The following is a 15083-nucleotide window of genomic DNA, read 5'->3' as shown; positions in this document are numbered from 1 at the left end:
CTACAAATGCGATGTAAAAAAATAGCGCCATGTTGGATTGGGTTTACATGGATGGTTATGCTGCCAATGGCTGATGCGTCTCAGACGTTTTCTGTATGCCACCAAGACCCCGTGTCTTGCTTGTCTGTTGCCGAACGTCAACAAGACGGGTTATCTAACACCTCGCTGTTGTGGTGGAAACTTCAAGAACAGCGCTTTGATGCGCTGTTCAATCTTCAGCGCATTGATGAATTGTACGTTTTACTTCGTCCTTGGGCAGACAACCCCTCTGTGCCGGTGCAATACAAACCTGTCGTATCGTTATATTTAGGCAAGTGGCTAAATGCTAATGAAAGAAAGGCTGAAGCACTTACCGAGTTCAATAAATCTCTAGCGGGTTTTCAAGCGCAATACACCGCAACGCCTTCACCACAACTGGGTATTCGAATACTTAATCTATTAGTGTATGTCGAAAGATTTGAAGACGCTGAATTGTTTTCTACATCGCTTGAACGTGCTAACTACGATACCCCTTTACTGTATCGAGAAATTTTTGCAGAGCTTGGTCACGTTGCTTACAAACAAAAAGATCATGAAAAGCATATTAAATACAGACTTAAGTCGCTTAAGTGGGCTAAAAAAGTGCCTGATGTACAGCAGCAAGCGATTGCATTTAACAATTATGCGGTTTCCCTTCGGGAAAACAAAAACTTTGCGATGGCCGAACAGGCGTTTATTGATGGGTTACGATGTGCTGAACAAGCCAACGATACAGCACAAGAAAATAAAATGCGCCTTAGGCTTGCAGAGGTGGCCTTGCTTCAAGGTAACGTGCAAATAGCACGCGAAAGGTTAAAGCATATATCGTTAAATGAACTGCCGGTGCTGCAGATACCTTACTTTCGCAAGGTATCAGACGAAATATATCGTCGAGAGTAAATGAAATGAGATACAACCTGGTGACTACCTATGCGTAGCCACCACGGTATGAACAACACTGATTCACTAGGAGCGTGCTGTTAGCTATGGTCACAGACTAATATTTACGGCGCTTCAACCCTGTCTCGGCAAGAATTTTGGCAGAAATCTCTTCAATAGAGTATTTAGTACTATTTAAAAACGAGATCTTCTCTTTACGGTACAAGTTTTCCACCTCGCGTAATTCCATTCTGCACTGCTGGATAGAAGCATATTTACTGTTTGCACGTCGTTCAGAGCGAATTTGATGCAGCCGTTCTGGATGAATCGTTAAGCCGAATAGCTTGTGCTTATGGCGACGAAGCGCAGCAGGCAGTTTTAGCATGTCTCCCATGTCTTCCTCGGTGAACGGGTAGTTTGCGGCCTTAATGCCGTATTGCAACGCAAGATATAAGCTGGTTGGTGTTTTCCCCGAGCGTGATACACCGGTTAAAATGATGTCAGCTTCGTCGTAATCTTTAAGGTTAGAACCATCGTCATTTGCCAATGCATAGTTTACCGCTTCAATTCTTATGTCATAGGTGGTTTCATGGATACTGTGCGTGCGGTGTTTTTCTGGTTTAGACGGCACGCCTAATACTTTTTCAAGCGGAGCAACAAATTGATCTAGAAAATTATAATTAATGCCTACTGATTTTGAGATTATCTTGCGAATATCTACATTCACAATTGTATAAAAAACGAGCGGCCTTTCTCCGGTGTCTTGAAAACTTTCAGAAATTTGCTCCAAAACTTTATGTGCTTGTTCTTCAGTTTCAACGAAAGGAATGGTGTTGTGATTGAACTGAACAGGGAAGAGGGAAAGCAGGGCGTGGCCAAACACCTCTGAAGTGATGGCTGTACCATCTGAAATATAGAACGCTGTACGCACAACATATCCTTAACATTGTTGTAATTTAATTACAAAAGTAATTAAGAGTTTACTTTCTGAATTCGTCCATTCTAAGATGATTTTGTCGAAAAGCTACCTAGTTCGCACAAAACACCGCGTTTTATATAACAACGCTGTCAAATGTGATGAACAGTGAGTCTGCGAAAAAACGCATCGACAAAGAATTTGTTTCATTCAGGCCATACTAATTATAACGCCTGGGTGTAACCTCATACCCTACACAAGAAAAAGCTGGAGGCTTGGGCTGTGCAAGAATACGTATTGTGGTATCAAGAACTGGGCATGCATGATGTTAATCGCGTAGGCGGTAAAAATGCATCATTAGGCGAGATGATTTCAAATCTAGCGAATGCGGGCGTGCAGGTACCGGGAGGTTTTGCCACGACTGCTGAAGCATTCAACGAATTTTTAGACCAAAGCGGTTTAGAAGCAAAAATTCATGACGTGTTAGACGCACTAGACGTAGACGATGTGAATGCACTGGCCGAGGCGGGTAAAGATATCCGTCAGTGGATCATCGACACACCCTTTCAGCCAGCTCTTGAAGAAGCGATTAGAACCGCTTTTGTTACGTTGCAAGGTGATGCGGGCGAAGAAGCGTCTTTCGCGGTTCGTTCATCTGCAACGGCTGAAGATATGCCAGATGCATCATTTGCCGGTCAGCAAGAAACGTTTCTTAACGTAAAAGGCTACGATTCGGTAATGGTAGCGATTAAGCACGTATTTGCGTCATTGTTTAATGACCGCGCTATCTCTTATCGTGTTCACCAAGGTTACGACCACAAAGGTGTGGCGTTATCTGCGGGTATTCAGCGCATGGTGCGCAGTGACATCGCCTCTTCTGGCGTTATGTTTACCATTGATACCGAATCTGGTTTTGAAGACGTTGTCTTCATCACAAGCTCTTACGGGCTTGGTGAGATGGTCGTACAGGGCGCGGTTAACCCCGACGAGTTCTATGTGCATAAACCAACGCTCGACAAAGGGTTACCTGCAATTGTTCGCCGCAACCTTGGCAGCAAGATGACCAAAATGATCTACTCAGACGATGAGGCGCACGGTAAGCAAGTATCAATTGTAGATATTGATAATGCAGACAGTAAGACATTCTCACTGAATGACGACGAAGTCATGGAGCTTGCTAAACAAGCCCAAATTATTGAAAAACACTACCAGCGAGCCATGGACATTGAATGGGCGAAAGACGGTGTCGATGGAAAACTCTACATTGTTCAAGCACGTCCCGAAACAGTAAGAAGTCGTGAAGACTCACAAAGCATCGAGCGTTTCCAACTGAAAGGTCAAAGCAACGTAGTGTGCGAAGGTCGAGCGATTGGCCACAAAATTGGTGCTGGGGTAGCGAAAGTACTCGGCTCAATTGAAGAGATGGATAAGATTCAAGCGGGCGACGTTCTTGTTACTGACATGACTGACCCCGACTGGGAGCCTATCATGAAGAAGGCTTCTGCAATTGTCACCAATCGTGGTGGAAGAACATGTCACGCCGCTATTATTGCCCGTGAGCTAGGTATTCCAGCGGTGGTTGGTTGTGGTAACGCCACTGATAGTATCGCGACGGGAGATAAGATTACAGTGTCTTGTGCCGAAGGTGATACAGGCTTCATTTACGGTGCAGAACTTGAATTTGACGTGGTAACCTCTCGCATTGACTCAATGCCAGATATGCCGCTTAAAGTAATGATGAATGTGGGTAACCCAGACCGCGCGTTTGACTTTGCAAGGCTTCCAAACGCCGGTGTTGGTCTAGCGCGTTTAGAATTCATTATTAACCGTATGATTGGTGTTCACCCTAAAGCGTTGCTTAACTTCGATAGTCAGCCAGAAGAGTTGAAAGAAGAAATTGGCGATATGATGGCGGGGTACGAATCACCGACTGAATATTACATTGAGAAACTGGTTGAAGGTATCTCTACTATTGGTGCTGCGTTCTCTCCAGAGAAAGTTATTGTTCGTATGTCTGACTTTAAGTCGAACGAATATTATAACTTGGTAGGTGGCTATCAATACGAGCCTGATGAAGAGAACCCAATGCTTGGCTTCCGCGGTGCTAGCCGCTACATATCAGAAGACTTCCGTGACTGTTTCGCTCTAGAGTGTGAAGCAATTAAACGTGTTCGTAACAAGATGGGATTAACCAACGTCGAGATTATGATTCCGTTTGTTCGCACGGTTGAAGAAGGTAAAAAGGTCATTGAACTGCTAGAAGAGCAGGGGCTTAAGAAAGGTGAAGATGGTCTGCGCGTTATTATGATGTGCGAGTTACCATCAAATGCGCTTTTAGCCGATAAATTCTTAGACATCTTTGATGGCTTCTCGATTGGCTCTAATGATTTAACGCAGCTTACGCTAGGTTTAGATCGTGATAGCGGACTGATTGCCCACTTGTTTGACGAGCGTGACGAAGCGGTTAAAGCATTACTTTCTATGGCTATTCGCGCAGCCAAAGCACGTGGCAAATATGTTGGAATTTGCGGTCAAGGCCCATCAGACCATGAAGATTTTGCAGCATGGTTATTGGAAGAAGGTATCGACTCGGTATCGCTTAACCCGGATACCGTTGTTGAAACATGGTTATATTTGGCTGAAAAGCACGGTTAACGATTAACGTGATGCTTATTGGCAAATAGAAAAGAGACCTTAGGGTCTCTTTTTTGTTTGTGATATTGGCTTGCTGATGAAGAGAAAAACCAGTGGCAATAAATGCATACAGTATTCGTTAAATAAACGATGAGTATTTATTTAAAGTATGAAATTTAACCGCGAGTTACATGACTTTTTGTAATAAAAACTGTAATATTACAAAGTGACTTACAGTTTGTTTTAACAGTTTTTAATTAACGTGGTTGAGTTCCTATGACACATAATAATAGCAATGTTTCAGTAAATAACGCTCAAGATAAAACGCAGCAATCTCTTTCTATAAAAGAGCTTCTGGCCGAAGCGCAAAAAGAAATTAACGATTTGAAAATGAAGATTATGTGGATGGAACGTAACTACGAATAGTCGTTTTCGGTTTCTAAGGCGTTTGGTGTTGACCGTAAAATAGGTAATTTCTTACCAAAAAAATGTAATTCGTCAATACGGGTTACATTTTTTTTGTGATTACTGCTGACACTATTAACGACGTTAGCGTTCATCGTAACGGTGATAAACGCCTTTATTCCTAAAAGTGAGCTAGGCCTCTAGCGGTATTTTCTTGCCAGAAAAAATTTGTCAATTTTTCTCGCGCTGATGCGCATTTTGTTTTGCGTGAAGGTAAGTAACGTTCGTGCACGGGGCCAGTCATAACTGAGCAATACCAAACCACCCAAAACCAGCAGTATCGAGCCAGGTATTAGTGTAAATACAACACCGCTTACAAACAATATACCGCCTAACGTAAGTCTTAACGCTTTCATATGTGATTGCTGCTCTTATTTGAAAGAAAATATAACGTACTACCGAGTAATACAAACACAGTGTAGACGTTTTGCGGCTAATACATAAACAATGAAAATGTAAAAAGATGTAACCCCGTGATGAAAACCTCGTGAAATACCTGTGTATTAACAGGCTCTATTGCACATAAACAATAAGTATTAAAAGCATGTGAAAAAGCCTTATTGGTGTAGAGAGTCACGCTGGGTGTAGGTATACTTACTGGTAATACTGAATTCGAAGGTTGTATTGCATTGAGTCTTCCACGCGTCGCGCCCCAACAGAGTCTTTCTGAACATTATCAACAGTATCTAGACCAACTTGCTGAGTCTGGCTTTTCAGGTGATATTGAATATAGCTATGCCAGTCGATTGGCTGTTGCTACCGACAACTCGGTCTATCAAAAACTTCCACAAGCCGTACTGTTTCCTAGAAACGTGAGAGACCTTGCCACTATTGGTGAGCTCGTCAATAGGCATCCCCTTGTTAAGTTTTCAGCGCGAGGTGGTGGTACCGGTACTAATGGTCAAAGTTTAACCGACGGTATTGTAGTAGACCTGTCGCGCCATATGAACCAAGTACTCGAAATTAATGTCGAAGAACAGTGGGTTCGTGTTCAAGCCGGTGTGGTGAAAGATGCGCTTAATGATGCGTTGCGTCCTCACGGGTATTTCTTTTCTCCCGACCTTTCAACAAGTAACCGTGCAACGGTTGGTGGCATGATAAATACCGATGCATCGGGGCAGGGATCGCTAGTATATGGTAAAACGAGTGACCACGTTTTAGGGTTAACGTCGGTATTGGCGAATGGCGAAGTGATTAATACGACGCCGTTAAGCCTAGAAGAGGCACAGCAACAATCGCGTGGAAGTGATACCTATTCTCGAATTTTGCGTCAGGTTATTGCGACCTGCGTTGAAAAACGAAATGATATTATCGAAAAGTTCCCGCGCCTTAATCGTTTTCTAACTGGCTATGACCTAGAGCACGCTTACAACGCTGATGAGAAGAAAATAGACGTTAGCAGGTTGATTACGGGCTCTGAGGGGTCGTTAGCGATGGTTGCGGAAGCCACATTATCGCTTACCCCCATTGCTACGCACAAAGCATTAGTGAATATTAAGTATGATTCTTTCGAATCAGCCTTAAGGCATGCGCCAGCGATGGTGGCGGCAAGTGCAACGTCGGTCGAAACGGTAGACTCGACCGTACTGAATTTGGCGAAAACAGATATTATTTGGCATTCCATTTCTGAGCTCATTACCGACATTCCCCATAAAGAGATGCTTGGGCTGAATATGGTGGAGTACAACAGTAATGACGAACAGAGCATAAAAGAAAGGATTGCTCGTCTCGAAGAAGAGTTGACACAAGATGCAAAAAACGGAACCAACGGTGTAATTGGTTACCAGGTTACGTTCAGCAAAGCGGATATCGGTAAAATATACGCAATGCGTAAAAAGGCGGTGGGTTTATTAGGGAAAACCGAAGGCGCACAGAAGCCAATTGCATTTGCAGAAGACACTGCCGTTCCCCCTGAAAACCTAGCGGATTTTATTCTGGAGTTTAGAGCATTGCTCGACACTCACGGATTGCACTATGGCATGTTTGGGCATGTAGATGCAGGCGTATTACATGTTAGGCCAGCTCTTGACTTGTGTGATCCGGAGCAAGAAAAACTCATGCATCAGATTTCCGATGAAGTGGTAGCGCTGGTGGCTAAATATGGCGGGCTAATGTGGGGCGAGCACGGCAAAGGGTACAGAAGTGAATATGGCCCAGCGTTTTTTGGCGACATGTTATTTAAAGAATTACGTAAAATAAAAAGTGCGTTCGACCCTCATAATAAGATGAATCCAGGGAAGATATGTACACCGCTTGACTCTTCAGACACCTTAGTGAAAGTGAGCGATACCAAACGGGCAACGTATGACCGTACGATCCCTGTGGCGTTCAAAGACGCATTTGCGCCTGCGATGTCGTGCAATGGCAATGGATTGTGTTTTAACTATGAAACGACATCACCAATGTGCCCTTCGAGCAAAGTTACGCGCGATAGGCGACACAGCCCCAAAGGTCGCGCCGGGCTAATACGAGAATGGATTAGGCTATTAGCAAAAGAGGGCGTTGACAGCACGTCGCTGCGTGCTGAGCAATTTAAAACCTCGCTTTGGCAACGGTTTAAGAACTCTCGTAGTAGCGAAGAAGATTTTTCTCACGAGGTGCTTGAGGCCATGAACGGTTGCTTGGCTTGTAAGTCATGTTCAAGCCAATGCCCTGTGAAGGTAGACGTACCCGAGTTTAGATCTACGTTTTTATCAATTTATTACCAGCGCTATATGCGCCCCATGAAAGACCATTTGGTTGCTAATATCGAGCGTATGGCGCCCTTAATGGCTTCTGTGCCTACGTTCGTTAACATGTTTTTACATCGCCGCTGGATGCAAAGCGCGATAGAAAAAACGGTAGGGTACGTTGATACACCGTTATTGTCGTCGCCATCACTTAAAAAGCGTTTGGACAAAAACGTCACGCACTACGACTATGATGCATTGGCATCGTTGAATGATACTGAACGTTCTAAAACAGTACTTATTGTTCAAGACCCGTTCACCAGTTTCTATGATGCTTCGGTGGTAGAAGATTTCGTTTCGTTGTGTACACAGCTTGGCTATAACCCAATACTGCTGCCCTTTAAGCCAAATGGTAAACCTGAACACGTTAAAGGGTTTTTAGCACGTTTTGCTAAAACGGCTACCGACACGGCTGCATTTTTGAATGAAGTTGCCTCTTTATCAATTCCGATGGTGGGTGTAGATGCGTCGCTAGTACTTTGTTACCGCGATGAATATACTAAAACCCTAGGTTCTCAGCGTGGTGACTTTTTTGTCAACACAGTACACGAATGGCTACTTGGCGTACCCGATACCACATGGGAGCAGGCAGCAACAACACCGTCTACCAAAGCGCTCGCGTTACTAAGTCACTGTTCAGAGAAAACGGCATTACCAGCCTCTGAAAAGCAATGGCAGACGATATTTAGTAAAGTAGGGCAGCCTGTAGATCTGGTTGCCGTTGGTTGTTGCGGTATGGCTGGAACGTACGGACATGAAGCAGATCAAAAAGAAAAGTCTTTGGCTATTTATGGCCTAAGTTGGGAAGCCGCTGTAAAAGCGTACCCACAAGACGCTATTATGGCAACGGGCTACTCTTGTAGAAGTCAGGTAGCTAGAATCGAGAAGTTTAAACCTCGTCATCCACTGCAGTTACTTTTAGCTGCAGTGGACAATAATTAGAGAAAAATCAAAATGACAGAACAAGCACAGCAACCACAACTCACACAAGCTCAACAAGCAGAGTGGGCGCGTATACAATTTCAAAAAGCAAATAAGCATTTAGCTGAAAACGGTGTGTTATTTGAATCAGTAGTGACTGATGAAAGCCGTTACCTTGCGCCATACTTGGCCGTATGGAAAATTAAAGCCATAGATGGTGCGTTCTACTGGGCTATCAGTGGTGATTTGCCGAGTGACTATACTGCGCTTGAAAATGCAGCGAATGTGAAAGAAGTACTTCGTCATTTCGGTATGACATGGCAGTTAAAAGCAGAGAATCTTCTTCAGGCAGCAGGGGATGATGCAACACAAAAAGAATATGCCGAGTTATTACAAAACCGCGCAGAGAGCTTGTTTGCTATGCAAAATGCACAACAGCTTTGGGGCTAAGAACGGTAATTATTGTTTGTAGCGAGGAGAGCGTAATTACTCAATGAATCTGAGTGACATCGGGTAGAGGAAAGCGTTCTGCACCACACTGCATTTGCTGTCGCGGTACGCCAGCATCCATAAACACCTGACCTGCGGGACGAAACCCAAGGCTTTGATGATAGGGTACGCTGTCTAAATTACATGCTACCTTTACAACCGGGACTGCTTCTCGCTTCGCTGTTTCAAGCAGTGTTGAAAAAATAGTGCGATAGATTGCAAGGCATCGATACCCTTGCTTTACTGCTATTCTTCCTAGTATGCCACAGCGTGTCAATCTTGCTGTGGCAATAGGGCTGTTGTTATCATCTACTATTAGAACGTGAAATGCATCAAGGTCGGCTTCGTCGAATTCTTTATGTTCTGGTACGCGCCATTCTAAAACAAAAACGCGCTTTCTTAATGCCATAAGCGTATTACTGTCGTCGCTCCAATCTGCACTACGTACCGTAAATGACATAATAAGTTTTATTCCTCGACCCACTCCCAATAACCATTATTAATAAGTGTAGTTAACGTTTCATAAAAGGCAAATGATGGAGAATCGGGAAGCGAGACAGCGTTTAGCAGGGTTCCCTCGCCAAGCGCTAGATAGCTAGGCTTATCTTCATCATTAAATAAAAACTGTTCTCCATTCACGTAAAGTGCATTGACTTGGCTTTCCTCACCTTGCAATAAAATCAGAGGCTTAATTCCAGGGGCTGGGCGAGTGCTCGCACCGGCTGCAATCTCATTTGCGACCTCTTCAACACTGAAAGGAGGCTCTATGGGAAATTCAGGAATACCTTGCTCGCTGACTGATGCCATTAAGGCTTGCGTAAACTCTTGGCTTTCAATAGTGTGAATAAGCTGTTTTTTAAGTGCTTTAATATCATCTACTGTGACATTGGCGGGTGTATCACAAGCAGGGCGTTTAGGGTCAGAAAAGCGAGTGTTTTTCACAGAACACTCAAGCATCATGGCAAGGCTCTCTGCAAGCTGCAAGGCCTCTGGCGCACGGAATCCGACACTATACGTCATGCAATCTTCTAGTGCTTTCCCGTCGTGCGGCCAACCCGGAGGGATATATAACACATCACCGGGTAATAACACTTCATCAATAATCGGAACGAAGGCTTCTATCTGACGAAGAGATGGGTGAGGAAAAACCTCGTTATAATTTCCTGGGTTTCCCACTTGCCACCTGCGCTTGCCTTTTCCTTGCACAAGGAAAACATCGTATTGATCAATATGGGCGCCAACCCCCGCACCTTTATTAGCAAAACTCACCATGAGGTCGTCAAGTCGCCAGTTTGGAATAAACGAAAACGGTGCAATTAAAGCCGTCACGTCTTGAATATACCTGTCGACGCCTTGAACCAATAATGTCCATTTGCCTTTGCATGCGTCTTCAAAATTCGTAATAGGGCCCTGTGTGACGTTCCAGTTACCGCTGTTGTTGCTTATAATTCTGCTATCAATATCTTCTTCTTGCGCCAAGCCTGCTAAATCATGCTCATCGATAGGGTCGTTGAATTGAGAAAAAAAGCCCCGAAGTATTACTGGCTTCTGTTGCCAGTAATGTTGTAAAAAGTCGTTGATATCGAATGTTTGCATATGCCCTCCAGTATAGTGCGCGCATTATCTTTCATCACGCCCATTGATACTAGTCGCAATTACGATGTTATGCCGCTCAGCGTTGACTCGCTTAACGTGAATGCGGCAATGCTACCAACTTTTGTCGCACAGCATGTTGATGAAAAGTAGTGTTGGAATGATGGTGGTAAATGCTCATGTGTATCTGTGCATATCGTCAGGCAATTTTTATTACTGTACTGTTCAAGCATTGCTGCTTTATTAACGGTGTCGCCCCAAATATCAAAGGTACCATGGCGTCGCTCGGGCATACCAGCGGTAACGGTGCCAGTAGCGATACCAATACGAATGCCGCAAGTAAAACTTGGATTGTCTTTCTTGTATTCAGATATGCCGTTCAGCAATCTTATGGCATAAACCACACTTTTTGACGCTATTTTTAACGTTGTCGCTCTCTCGTCCTTTTCATCAACCTCAGCGACCGCCAGTGCAATGTATTGGTCACCATTAGTCTTCAGCGGCCACACGTTAAGCTCATGTGCGAGGTCATCCATAATACGGTAGTAGCTATCTATGGCTTTAAAGGCGTCGTGTGCTTCGCTGTCTTTCGTGAAAGACTGGTATCCGCAAAGGTCAGTAAAAATAACGCTCGCATTGTTAATATCTTTGCGCGTCGAGAAGTCATATGAAAAGGTTGCAGCACAAGCGGGAATGACATTATGTAACGCGCGTTTTACGTCTTCATACTGCGTTTTAAATAAGACCGAGCGCGCGTAAAAATGCCTTTGTATTACCGCCCCAATACAAATGACTGCCACCGATAATGTAATACAATTTGCTTGGCGTATAGTTTGCTCTGCAGGAGGCAATGAAAAGCTTAGCGTTAAGTCGATAAGACAGAACATAAAAGTAAACGTACTAAGCCAAGCCGCCCGTTGCTTTTTTTCGTCATGCTTGAATAAAAATGCACAACCTACTGCACCGACTAAGAGAAAATGTTGGATGTAAGTATCAGTAGGCCACGCAATCGCGGCGAGGGTTAGGTATGACAAACAACTCAACAATAATAGGGCTCTTGCACGCTCGACATGCTTTGTGACGGCTAAGTAATAGGTAATTGCTGCGAATAGAATATGCGTGAGAAGCGTTAATTGGATAGTGGTAGGTGTGGGGTGATAAACAGACAAAGGTAATTGCAACACTAAGCAGATAAGAAAAGTGAGGCTTAGTTTTTTGAGTAATGTTGTACTGGTGTATTGGCTTGAAATCATTTTCACCCTTCCATAAAAAAGCGCGGTTATACCGCGCTTTTATAATAGAAAGGTTCGTCGCCGGTTATAACTGATCGACTAGCCTGATTGCATCACCAATATAGTTAGCTGGTGTTAATGCCTTCATTTCTGTTTTGGCAGCGTCAGGTAATTCAAGATTATCGATGAATTCTGCGATAATCTCTGCATTAACCTTTTTACCGCGGGTTAGCTCTTTAAGCTTCTCATACGGTTTTTCGATGCCATAACGACGCATCACTGTCTGAATAGGTTCTGCCAGCAGCTCCCAATTATTGTTCAACTCATCGAGTAAGCTTTGTTCATTCACTTCTAGTTTGCTGATGCCTTTCAGTGTTGCTTGATATGCAATCACTGAGTAGCCCACGCCAACACCTAGGTTTCTTAGTACCGTAGAGTCAGTGAGATCACGTTGCCAACGAGACACAGGCAGCTTAGTAGACAAGTGGTTGAACATGGCATTTGCCAGTCCTAAGTTGCCTTCAGAGTTCTCAAAATCAATAGGGTTAACTTTATGAGGCATTGTCGATGAACCAATTTCACCCGCAACGGTTCTTTGCTTGAAATGGCCCAATGCAATGTAGCCCCAGACATCACGATCAAAATCGATAAGAATGGTATTGAACCGAGCAACCGCATCAAAAAGTTCAGCGATATAATCGTGGGGCTCTATTTGCGTGGTGAAAGGATTCCAAGTGAGTCCTAGCGAGCTCACGAATGTTTCTGATACGTCATGCCAATCAACGTCTGGATAAGCAGATAAATGCGCATTGTAGTTACCTACAGCGCCGTTGATTTTACCTAGTATTTCAACAGCGGCAATTTGGCTACGTTGACGTTTTAAACGCATCGCAACGTTTGCCATCTCTTTGCCCATCGTGGTAGGAGACGCAGGCTGACCATGTGTTCTGGCCATCATCGGTATATGTTGATAAGACTTGGCTAACGTAACCAATGCATCGATAAGTTTGTCGCAGTACGGTAACAAAACGGTATCTCGGGCTTCAGTTAACATGAGGCCATGAGATAAGTTATTGATATCTTCCGATGTACACGCAAAATGAATAAACTCATTTACGGCAGACAACTCACTATTGCTTGCAACTTTCTCTTTGAGGAAATACTCAACCGCTTTTACATCGTGATTGGTAGTACGCTCAATTTCTTTAATACGCATTGCATCGTCTAGAGAAAACTCTGAAACGATGTTATTTAACAGCGTATTCGAGGGTTCCGAAAATGCAGGAACTTCTTTAATGTGCGGGTTGCTCGATAGCATTTGCAGCCATCTTACTTCTACAACAACACGGTATTTTAATAAGCCGAATTCACTAAAAATACTACGTAATTCAACGCTCTTCCCAGCATACCGACCATCAACAGGGGAAATTGCAGTTAACTGACTCAGTTCCACCTTAAGCTCCTCAACTAGTTTATCAACCTAAGCGCCTTTACAGCACTATTCAAAATTTGCTTTCGTCTAAATAAAATATTGCGTCGTTTACCACCCATTTGTCGCCACATTACCGCTGAACGAACGCCGGCCAGTAAAAGGGCTCGTACTTTTCGCTGCGTTGCGGGTTGGCTCAAGTAATCAGGATTACCTGCCACTTGAATACGTGGGGCAAGAGGGCTGACAATATCACTGTATATACTTGCGAGCGATGAAACGACCTGTGGGTTTTCAAAATCTACATGCGCGAGCTGTCGCTGCACGTGAGAAATGCGATCGCCCAGTTCATTCATTGCTTTACTTTTTCGGCTTAGCTTTCTTTCTAACCCTAAAATACTTGCTATATAACGAGTGATTTCGGTGTCTTTCGTTGCTTGTTTATCGGAAAGTTGGGCAACCAGCGTAGTATAGCCTAACGACAGGTTACTCAGTTTCCCAAAAACTTGTTGCGGTGTCTCGGGTTCAGTGACCAGAATACTTGATAGGCTGGCCTCGACGTATTCGTCGTTTGCTACGCCCTTACGCGCAATTTGCTGAACCAGAGCAGCGGCCTGCGCAACCCCGGCTAGCGCTAAGTTGTTTTCAATATCTACATCTAGCATTAGCGAATATAACTCTCAATAATACCGCCACCTAAACACACCTCTTCACGATAAAACACGGCAGACTGTCCCGGGGTCACCGCTTTTTGCGGTTCGTCAAAAACAACCTCTATCGTGTCATTGTCAATTGGGGTGATGGTGCACGGTATATCAGACTGACGATAGCGCGTTTTTACAACGGCACGCGTTGTCTCAGTAATTGGGTTGCGGTCTACCCAATGAAGCTGTTTAGCCACTAACCCGTTAGAGTAAAGGCGAGGGTGGTCTGCGCCTTGGCCAACAATTAATACATTGCGCGCCACGTCTTTATCGACCACATACCAAGGGTCGTCACCATAGTCGGCCAACCCACCAATATGTAGGCCTTTACGCTGCCCTAATGTATGGTACATAAGACCTTCATGGGTGCCAATTTCTTCGCCTTCAGCGGTTTCGATAACACCGGGTTGGGCGGGTAAGTAGCGCGCTAAAAAGTCTTTGAACTTTCTTTCACCGATAAAACAAATGCCTGTTGAGTCTTTTTTATCATGGGTGATTAAATCTTGCTCTTCAGCAATTTTACGCACTAGCGGCTTTTCAATATCACCGACGGGAAACAGCGTTTTGGCCACGTGTTCTTCGCCGAGGGTATATAGAAAATAGCTTTGGTCTTTATTACCATCTAGCCCGCGCAGCATTTGCCACTTGCCGTTTTTCTCACGACGACGAACATAATGACCGGTTGCAATATAATCAGCGCCTAAATCTTCTGCTGCAAACTCAAGAAATGCCTTAAATTTGATTTCTTTGTTACACATGATGTCAGGGTTTGGCGTTCTACCGGCTTTGTATTCTTCAAGAAAATACTCGAATACGTTGTCCCAATATTCAGCAGCAAAATTGATGGTGTGTAATTCAATACCTAGCTTGTCAGCGACCGCTTGTGCATCTTTTAAATCTTCTGCTGCCGCACAGTACTCATCGTTATCGTCTTCTTCCCAATTCTTCATGAACAGGCCTTCTACTTGATAGCCTTGTTGAAGCAGTAGGTAAGCAGAGACAGACGAGTCGACACCGCCAGACATTCCGACGATTACTTTTTTGCTAGCGTTTGATTCAATTTCAGTCACGACG

General features: G+C 44.1%; 13 protein-coding genes. 5 read left to right on the top strand and 8 right to left on the bottom strand.

Annotated features, from left to right (window positions below):
- Nucleotides 1–6: 6 nt before the first annotated feature.
- Complete coding sequence (locus ACOJRU_RS10055) at nt 7–918, top strand: tetratricopeptide repeat protein (RefSeq protein ID WP_421131615.1); 912 nt, start codon at nt 7–9, stop codon at nt 916–918.
- A 97-nt stretch (nt 919–1015) separates the two neighbouring features.
- Here ACOJRU_RS10055 and ppsR read toward each other — a convergent pair whose 3' ends face one another.
- Nucleotides 1016–1828 carry a posphoenolpyruvate synthetase regulatory kinase/phosphorylase PpsR gene (gene ppsR / locus ACOJRU_RS10050; RefSeq protein ID WP_421131614.1) on the bottom strand — a complete coding sequence of 271 codons (813 nt, stop codon included), beginning with the start codon at nt 1826–1828 and terminating at the stop codon, nt 1016–1018.
- 267 nt (nt 1829–2095) lie between these two features.
- On the opposite strand from ppsR, the gene ppsA reads away from it, so the two are divergent.
- Both ppsA and ACOJRU_RS10040 read left to right on the top strand, forming a co-directional pair.
- A complete protein-coding gene (gene ppsA / locus ACOJRU_RS10045) occupies nt 2096–4468 on the top strand; it encodes a phosphoenolpyruvate synthase (protein WP_421131613.1) in 2373 nt (790 codons plus the stop codon).
- 255 nt (nt 4469–4723) lie between these two features.
- Entirely contained in the window at nt 4724–4873 is a 150-nt protein-coding gene (locus ACOJRU_RS10040) for a hypothetical protein (RefSeq protein WP_421131612.1), read from the top strand.
- Between the two features lie 179 nt (nt 4874–5052).
- Here the strand turns inward: ACOJRU_RS10040 and ACOJRU_RS10035 are convergent, their stop codons facing one another.
- Nucleotides 5053–5268: a tellurium resistance protein TerC gene (locus tag ACOJRU_RS10035; protein WP_421131611.1), complete on the bottom strand. Its 216-nt coding sequence runs from the start codon at nt 5266–5268 to the stop codon at nt 5053–5055.
- A gap of 273 nt (nt 5269–5541) precedes the next feature.
- Here ACOJRU_RS10035 and ACOJRU_RS10030 point away from each other — a divergent pair, with 273 nt between their 5' ends.
- Both ACOJRU_RS10030 and ACOJRU_RS10025 read left to right on the top strand, forming a co-directional pair.
- Entirely contained in the window at nt 5542–8583 is a 3042-nt protein-coding gene (locus tag ACOJRU_RS10030) for an FAD-binding and (Fe-S)-binding domain-containing protein (RefSeq protein ID WP_421131610.1), read from the top strand.
- A 12-nt stretch (nt 8584–8595) separates the two neighbouring features.
- A complete protein-coding gene (locus tag ACOJRU_RS10025) occupies nt 8596–9012 on the top strand; it encodes a DUF4826 family protein (protein WP_421131609.1) in 417 nt (138 codons plus the stop codon).
- A gap of 40 nt (nt 9013–9052) precedes the next feature.
- On the opposite strand, the gene ACOJRU_RS10020 is transcribed toward ACOJRU_RS10025, so the two are convergent.
- The 6 genes from ACOJRU_RS10020 to mnmA form a co-directional block, all read right to left on the bottom strand.
- Nucleotides 9053–9511 (bottom strand): GNAT family N-acetyltransferase, encoded by a 459-nt coding sequence (locus ACOJRU_RS10020; RefSeq protein ID WP_421131608.1) that lies wholly within the window; start codon nt 9509–9511, stop codon nt 9053–9055.
- A gap of 8 nt (nt 9512–9519) precedes the next feature.
- Nucleotides 9520–10647 carry a JmjC domain-containing protein gene (locus ACOJRU_RS10015; protein WP_421131607.1) on the bottom strand — a complete coding sequence of 376 codons (1128 nt, stop codon included), beginning with the start codon at nt 10645–10647 and terminating at the stop codon, nt 9520–9522.
- Nucleotides 10648–10706: 59 nt separating this feature from the next.
- Complete coding sequence (locus ACOJRU_RS10010) at nt 10707–11897, bottom strand: adenylate/guanylate cyclase domain-containing protein (protein WP_421131606.1); 1191 nt, start codon at nt 11895–11897, stop codon at nt 10707–10709.
- A 64-nt stretch (nt 11898–11961) separates the two neighbouring features.
- Nucleotides 11962–13329 carry an adenylosuccinate lyase gene (gene purB, locus ACOJRU_RS10005; RefSeq protein ID WP_421131605.1) on the bottom strand — a complete coding sequence of 456 codons (1368 nt, stop codon included), beginning with the start codon at nt 13327–13329 and terminating at the stop codon, nt 11962–11964.
- 14 nt (nt 13330–13343) lie between these two features.
- Complete coding sequence (gene hflD / locus ACOJRU_RS10000; protein ID WP_421131604.1) at nt 13344–13970, bottom strand: high frequency lysogenization protein HflD; 627 nt, start codon at nt 13968–13970, stop codon at nt 13344–13346.
- Entirely contained in the window at nt 13970–15079 is a 1110-nt protein-coding gene (gene mnmA / locus ACOJRU_RS09995; RefSeq protein WP_421131603.1) for a tRNA 2-thiouridine(34) synthase MnmA, read from the bottom strand. Before mnmA ends, hflD begins: the two co-directional genes overlap by 1 nt.
- Between the last annotated feature and the right edge of the window lie 4 nt (nt 15080–15083).

Source organism: Alteromonas algae (assembly GCF_049117195.1).
Taxonomy (GTDB): Bacteria; Pseudomonadota; Gammaproteobacteria; order Enterobacterales; family Alteromonadaceae; genus Alteromonas.
The sequence above is the reverse complement of the archived record's forward strand: the minus strand, read 5'-3'. Positions and strand labels throughout refer to the sequence as shown.

Coding starts and splice junctions, on each gene's coding strand:
- ACOJRU_RS10035 (WP_421131611.1), bottom strand. CDS start 5,268: ATGAAAGCGTTAAGACTTACGTTAGGCGGTATATTGTTTGTAAGCGGT.
- ACOJRU_RS10020 (WP_421131608.1), bottom strand. CDS start 9,511: ATGTCATTTACGGTACGTAGTGCAGATTGGAGCGACGACAGTAATACG.
- ACOJRU_RS10040 (WP_421131612.1), top strand. CDS start 4,724: ATGACACATAATAATAGCAATGTTTCAGTAAATAACGCTCAAGATAAA.
- ACOJRU_RS10025 (WP_421131609.1), top strand. CDS start 8,596: ATGACAGAACAAGCACAGCAACCACAACTCACACAAGCTCAACAAGCA.
- ACOJRU_RS10055 (WP_421131615.1), top strand. CDS start 7: ATGCGATGTAAAAAAATAGCGCCATGTTGGATTGGGTTTACATGGATG.
- ACOJRU_RS10010 (WP_421131606.1), bottom strand. CDS start 11,897: ATGATTTCAAGCCAATACACCAGTACAACATTACTCAAAAAACTAAGC.
- hflD (WP_421131604.1), bottom strand. CDS start 13,970: ATGCTAGATGTAGATATTGAAAACAACTTAGCGCTAGCCGGGGTTGCG.
- ACOJRU_RS10015 (WP_421131607.1), bottom strand. CDS start 10,647: ATGCAAACATTCGATATCAACGACTTTTTACAACATTACTGGCAACAG.